General features: G+C 51.5%; 2 tRNA genes and 1 rRNA gene. All 3 read right to left on the minus strand.

The features are described 5' to 3' along the window. Nucleotides 1–260 precede the first annotated feature (260 nt). Nucleotides 261–336, minus strand: a tRNA-Ala gene (locus tag HFD92_RS21505). Between the two features lie 141 nt (nucleotides 337–477). Further along, nucleotides 478–554, minus strand: a tRNA-Ile gene (locus HFD92_RS21510). 73 nt (nucleotides 555–627) lie between these two features. Continuing rightward, a 16S ribosomal RNA gene (locus tag HFD92_RS21515) occupies nucleotides 628–684 on the minus strand; the annotation flags it as partial.

Genomic DNA, 684 nt, shown 5'->3' on the forward strand with positions numbered 1-684 from the left:
GTCCTTCATCGCCTCTGACTGCCAGGGCATCCACCGTGTACGCTTAGTCGCTTAACCTCACAACCCACAGGCGTTTTGCAACGCTGCAGACTGTAAGCATTTGAGAGACTCGGACATGTCGTCATTTCATTCTTATTACGGAGAATGAACGCGCCATGTCGTTTCAATTTTCAGCTTGTTCCGGATTGTTAAAGAGCATAATACGTCACAGCACACCGTCGCCGGTACGCTCTGAGGTATTTCAGAAAAAACAGCAGGTATGGTGGAGCTAAGCGGGATCGAACCGCTGACCTCCTGCGTGCAAGGCAGGCGCTCTCCCAGCTGAGCTATAGCCCCATACAGTTACTGCAGAGACCACTACTACCAGGAGTTGCATCCTTCATGTAAAGAATGCGATTTTTTCTCAGGCAAGGCGTGCTGACGCGAAGCATAGTGAACTATGCGAGCCGTCGGCACAACGCAGCATGAGAAGAAATCTGGTAGGCCTGAGTGGACTTGAACCACCGACCTCACCCTTATCAGGGGTGCGCTCTAACCACCTGAGCTACAAGCCTGTAGAGGTTTTTTCTGCTCGTGACTTTTTATCAGACAATCTGTGTGAGCACTGCGCGGGAAGGTATCTTCAGGTAAGGAGGTGATCCAACCGCAGGTTCCCCTACGGTTACCTTGTTACGACTTCACCCC

This window comes from Pantoea sp. EKM101V, assembly GCF_011800325.1.
GTDB lineage: Bacteria > Pseudomonadota > Gammaproteobacteria > Enterobacterales > Enterobacteriaceae > Pantoea > Pantoea anthophila.